This is a genomic window from Longimicrobiaceae bacterium, from assembly GCA_035936415.1.
Lineage (GTDB): Bacteria > Gemmatimonadota > Gemmatimonadetes > Longimicrobiales > Longimicrobiaceae > JAFAYN01.
The window spans coordinates 1-4,530 of sequence record DASYWD010000239.1 but is presented as its reverse complement, the minus strand read 5'-3'; the positions used below and the strand labels follow the sequence as shown (position 1 = coordinate 4,530).

Annotated in this window: 6 protein-coding genes; 5 read left to right on the top strand and 1 reads right to left on the bottom strand. The window is 74.1% G+C overall.

What is annotated here, in order from left to right:
- Nucleotides 1-285 precede the first annotated feature (285 nt).
- The 5 genes from VGR37_09715 (at nt 286) to infA (ending at nt 3,935) form a co-directional block, all read left to right on the top strand.
- Nucleotides 286-1,347, top strand: a complete 1,062-nt coding sequence (locus tag VGR37_09715) for a saccharopine dehydrogenase NADP-binding domain-containing protein (protein HEV2147665.1) — start codon at nt 286-288, stop codon at nt 1,345-1,347.
- Between the two features lie 26 nt (nt 1,348-1,373).
- Nucleotides 1,374-2,267 (top strand): nucleotidyltransferase family protein, encoded by an 894-nt coding sequence (locus tag VGR37_09710; GenBank protein ID HEV2147664.1) that lies wholly within the window; start codon nt 1,374-1,376, stop codon nt 2,265-2,267.
- Nucleotides 2,257-2,610 carry a DUF86 domain-containing protein gene (locus tag VGR37_09705; GenBank protein HEV2147663.1) on the top strand — a complete coding sequence of 118 codons (354 nt, stop codon included), beginning with the start codon at nt 2,257-2,259 and terminating at the stop codon, nt 2,608-2,610. The genes VGR37_09710 and VGR37_09705 overlap by 11 nt, the downstream gene beginning before the upstream one ends.
- Nucleotides 2,611-2,704: 94 nt before the next feature.
- Nucleotides 2,705-3,550 (top strand): D-hexose-6-phosphate mutarotase, encoded by an 846-nt coding sequence (locus tag VGR37_09700; protein ID HEV2147662.1) that lies wholly within the window; start codon nt 2,705-2,707, stop codon nt 3,548-3,550.
- A gap of 166 nt (nt 3,551-3,716) precedes the next feature.
- On the top strand, nt 3,717-3,935 hold the full coding sequence (gene infA / locus VGR37_09695; protein HEV2147661.1) for a translation initiation factor IF-1: 219 nt from the start codon (nt 3,717-3,719) through the stop codon (nt 3,933-3,935).
- 144 nt (nt 3,936-4,079) lie between these two features.
- On the opposite strand, the gene VGR37_09690 is transcribed toward infA, so the two are convergent.
- Nucleotides 4,080-4,289, bottom strand: coding sequence for a cold-shock protein (locus tag VGR37_09690; GenBank protein ID HEV2147660.1), 210 nt, complete (start codon nt 4,287-4,289; stop codon nt 4,080-4,082).
- Nucleotides 4,290-4,530: the final 241 nt, after the last annotated feature.

Genomic DNA, 4,530 nt, shown 5'->3' with positions numbered 1-4,530 from the left:
CCCCCGTGTTGCATGCATGGTCGCCCCCGTTGCACGTTTCAGCCTTTGCTGGCACGTACAGGCTAAATCCATGCCGCGGAACGCGATGCCGGTCCGGACGGAATCGCAGTTTCCACTCCCCCTCCCACACAGCCGGCAGATGACCTCCCGGGGAGGCTGCGCTCCGCCGGGCGGCGCGCAGCCGGAGGCGCCGCCCTTGCGGGGAGGGCGCCCGGGGGCCAGTGTAGCGGGGGAAGCGACCCCTGCGCCCTCGCCCGACGTGTCATCCAGGAGCCCCAGGCCCCCATGCCGCCCGATCCCTTCCTCCTCTACGGCTCCTACGGCTACACCGGCCGCCTGATCGCCGAGCGGGCGCTGGAGCGCGGCCTCCGCCCGGTGCTGGCCGGCCGGAGCGAGGCGACTCTGCGGGCGCAGGCCGACGCGCTCGGCCTCCCCTGGCGCGTCGTCGCCCTGGACGACCCCGCGGCGCTCGACCGCGCCCTGGCCGACATCCCCGCGGTCGTGCACGCCGCCGGACCCTTCTCGCGCACCGCGCGCCCTATGGCCGAGGCGTGCCTCCGCACCGGCACCCACTACCTGGACATCACCGGCGAGATCGCCGTGTTCGAGTCGCTGGCCGCCCGCGACGCCGAGGCCCGCGCCACCGGCGTCATGCTCCTCCCCGGCGCGGGCTTCGACGTGGTCCCCACCGACTGCCTCGCCGCGCACCTCGCGCGGCGGCTCCCCGGCGCGGTCCGCCTGGCGCTCGCCTTCCACCCCGTGGGCGGCGGCGTGTCGCACGGCACCGCCACCACCATGGTGGAGAACCTGGCGAGCGGGGGCGCCGTGCGGCGCGGCGGGCGCATCGTGCGCGTCCCGGCGGCGTACCGCACCCGGCGCGTGGACTTCGGGCGGGGGCCGGTGGAGGTCACCACCATCCCCTGGGGCGACGTCTCCACCGCGTACCACAGCACCGGGATCCCGGACGTGGAGGTGTACACCCGCGTCCGGGCGTCGGCGCGCCGGATGATGGTGGCCTCGCGCCGGCTGGGGTGGCTCCTGGGCTCCGGGCCCGTGCAGCGCTTCCTCAAGAGGCGCATCGACGCCGCCGCGCCCGGCCCCACCCCCGAGCAGCGGGCCGGCGGCCGGAGCCTCGTCTGGGGCGAGGTGGAGGACGCCCGGGGAGGGCGCGCCGCCGCCCGCATGGAGACGCCGGAGGGGTACACGCTCACCGCGATGACCGCGGTGGCCGCCGCGGAAGAGGTCCTCGCCGGGCGCGCCGAACCCGGGTTCCGCACCCCCTCGCTCGCCTTCGGGCCGGACTGGATCCTCGGCTTCGAGGGCGTCCGGCGCGAGGACCTGGCCTGAGCCCCCCGTCACCCCGGAGCGGCGCCATGAGCTCGCAGCACGATGCCCCCGTCCTCCTGGAGCGTCTCGACGCCCACCTGACCAACCCCCAGCGCCGCGTGCTGGTACGCTGGGCGACCGAGCTTCTCCGGATCCGCCGGACGACCGCTCCTCCGCTCCGGAAGGCGAAGGCGGCGCTCGATGCGACCTACCGTGCCGAGGTCGTGGTCCCCATCCTCCGGGGCGCCGGTCAGGGGCTGGCGGACGTCGCATGGAGGGATCGGGGCTGGGCTGCGCGCCTGGGGCTGGGCGCGGCCGCGGTCACGGCGCTCACCAGGGGCGGGCAGGGCGCCGGGATCGCCGCGCTGGGCGGCGCGGTCGGCGTCCCCCTCTGGATCGTGCTCGGGAGCGGGGGCGCCTTCGCCGGGATGCTCGTGGACGAGCTGCAGCGCTCGATCCGCCGGCACGAGCCCCCGGGGGGAGCCCCCCGCCCGGAAGAGATCGAGGAAGCCGAGTACGAGGTCCTCCCGCCGGACGACCCGCCTCCGCTCCTCGCCGGACCGCCCGCCGCCCCGGATGCCTCTCCGGCGCCCCTGTGGCAGCACTTCCGGCGCGCCTACCGGGAGGCCCGCGTCCGGCAGAAGCAGAGCGCCCGGGTCGAGTTCCCGAGGGACCGGCTCGCGGAGTTCTGCCGGCGCCACGGGATCCGCAAGCTGGCGGTGTTCGGCTCCGTGCTGCGCGACGACTTCGGCCCGGAGAGCGACATCGACGTGCTGGTGGAGTTCGAGGAGGGGAGGACGCCGGGGTTCGAGTTCGTTGCGCTTCAGGACGAGCTTTCTGCCCTGCTCGGCCGTGAGGTCGACCTGAACACTCCGAACAGCCTGAGCCGTTATTTCCGTGACGCCGTGACCCGGGAGGCGGAAGTCCTGTATGCTGCCTGACCGGGTCCGGCTCCAGCACATGCTCGACGCCACACGGAAGGCCCTGGAGTTCACCCGGGACCGGAGCCGCCCCGACCTGGACCGGGACGAGATGCTCGCGCTGGCGCTGGTCCGGCTGCTCGAGATCGTCGGCGAGGCGGCCAAGAACGTGACCCGCCCGACCCGGGAGCTCGCCCCCCGGGTTCCCTGGCGCCAGGTGGCAGGCACGCGGGATCGGCTCACCCACGGATACTTCGACGTGGACCTCGACATCGTCTGGACCATCGTTCAGCGGGACCTGCCGACGCTCCGCGCCGAGCTGGAGGGCCTCCTCGAACGCCTGCCAGGGGAGCCCCGTTCCTGACCCCCACGCCTCGCGGGGGCGCAGCAGCCACCGTCGCACGGGGCTTGCGGGGGGACGCCGGGCCGCCGTCCCCCGTCCCCGTGCCGACCGAGCCATGGCCGCCAGCGAGAGCTTCCCCCGCATCGACCTCGCCTACCCCGGCGGCGCCCGCGCCGCGGTGTACCTGCACGGCGCCCACGTGGCCTCGTGGACGGACGCGGCCGGCGAGGAGCGGCTCTGGCTCAGCGAGCGCACCCGGTGGGAGCCGGACGCCGCCATCCGCGGCGGGATCCCGGTGATCTTCCCGCAGTTCGCCGACCAGGGGCCGCTCCCCAAGCACGGCTTCGCCCGCACCGCGGAGTGGGAGCCGGTGGAGACCGGCACGGGCCCCGACGGCGCCGCGTTCGCGCTGCTCCGCCTGGAGGACGACGCGCACACCCGGGCCCTCTGGCCGCACCCTTTCCGCGCCGAGCTGCGCGTGGCCCTGGCCGATGCGCTCACCGTCTCCCTCCGCGTCGCAAACACGGGCGAGGGGACCATGGCCTTCACCTGCGCGCTGCACACCTACTTCCGCGTGGGCGACGTGCGGCGGGCGGCGGTGGAGGGGCTGCGCGGGGTGCGCTACCTGGACAAGACCGAGGCCGGCGCCGAGCGCACCGAGGCGCGCGACGCCGTGGTCGTCGCGGGCGAGACCGACCGCGTTTACCTGGACGCGCCCGACCGGCTGCGCGTCCGGGACGCCGCCCGGGGGAGCACGGTGGTGCTGGAGAAGCGCGGCTTTCGCGACGCCGTGGTGTGGAACCCCTGGGAGGAGCTGGCCCGCAGCCTGCCGGACATGGCGGACGACGCGTACCTCCGGCTGCTCTGCGTGGAGGGCGCCAACGCCGCGGAGCCGGTGCACCTGGCCCCCGGCGAGGAGTGGACCGGCACCCAGCTCCTGCGCGTCGAGGCCGGCGGGTGACTTCCGCCAGCTCGCGGCACCTTCCCGGAGCCGCGGTGTACGGGTGCTGTTGTCCGGGAGCCATCAGGGGCTCCCGCCTGACTCTGCGCGCGGCGTGCGGCCCGGAACGGGCCTGCCGCGGGCTTTCACCGGGCCGGGGGATCCTCCCCGGCGGAAGAGGATGCGAATGGCAAAGCAGGAAGGGATCGAGGTCGAGGGCGTGGTCACCGAGGTGCTCCCCGACCGCAAGTACCGCGTCAAGCTGGAGAACGGGCACATCGTGCTCGCCTACGGGGCGGGGAAGATGTCCAAGTTCAAGATCAAGGTCCTGCAGGGCGACCGGGTGACCCTTTCCCTTTCGCCGTACGACCTCTCGCGCGGGCGGATCACCTACCGCCACAAGTAGGCGGACGATCCCCGCCCGGGCGGCGCGCAGCACCAGCGCGCCGCCGGGACCCCGCGGAGGGGCAAAGAAAAAGCGCCACCCCGACCGGGTCGGGATGGCGCTCCGGTGCTGCCCGGCGCGAGCCGGGAGCCCCGCCGTGTCGGTTCAGCCGATCGGGGCGACGTTCTCGGCCGCCGGGCCCTTCTGGCCCTGGACGATGTCGAACTCGACCTGCTGGCCCTCCTTGAGCGACTTGAAGCCGCTGCCCTGGATGGCCGAGTGGTGGACGAAGCAGTCCTTCGCGCCGTCGTCCGGCGTGATGAACCCGTAGCCCTTCTCGTCGTTGAACCACTTCACGGTTCCGGTGGTACGCATACCGTACTCTCCTTGGGTGTTGGTCGTCGAGGTCCGGTAGATCCGTACCAGCCGACTGCCTGTTCCTGCGGGTGATCACGCCCCCCGCATCGGGCGCTCTGCGAGCAACAAAAAAGGACCGGGACGCGAAGGTCCAGGTCCTCTCCGTACGCTGGATCCGGCCGGCTCCGGCCGCACAGTCTTCTCGCAGGCCCGAATCTAACACGGGGCGTCCGTCCTGGCAAGCGCGGCGTTGCGCGCC

Excerpts from the sequence above, each read along its gene's own strand:
- VGR37_09715 (HEV2147665.1), top strand. The coding sequence starts at position 286 with ATGCCGCCCGATCCCTTCCTCCTCTACGGCTCCTACGGCTACACCGGC.
- VGR37_09710 (HEV2147664.1), top strand. The coding sequence starts at position 1,374 with ATGAGCTCGCAGCACGATGCCCCCGTCCTCCTGGAGCGTCTCGACGCC.
- VGR37_09705 (HEV2147663.1), top strand. The coding sequence starts at position 2,257 with ATGCTGCCTGACCGGGTCCGGCTCCAGCACATGCTCGACGCCACACGG.
- VGR37_09700 (HEV2147662.1), top strand. The coding sequence starts at position 2,705 with ATGGCCGCCAGCGAGAGCTTCCCCCGCATCGACCTCGCCTACCCCGGC.
- infA (HEV2147661.1), top strand. The coding sequence starts at position 3,717 with ATGGCAAAGCAGGAAGGGATCGAGGTCGAGGGCGTGGTCACCGAGGTG.
- VGR37_09690 (HEV2147660.1), bottom strand. The coding sequence starts at position 4,289 with ATGCGTACCACCGGAACCGTGAAGTGGTTCAACGACGAGAAGGGCTAC.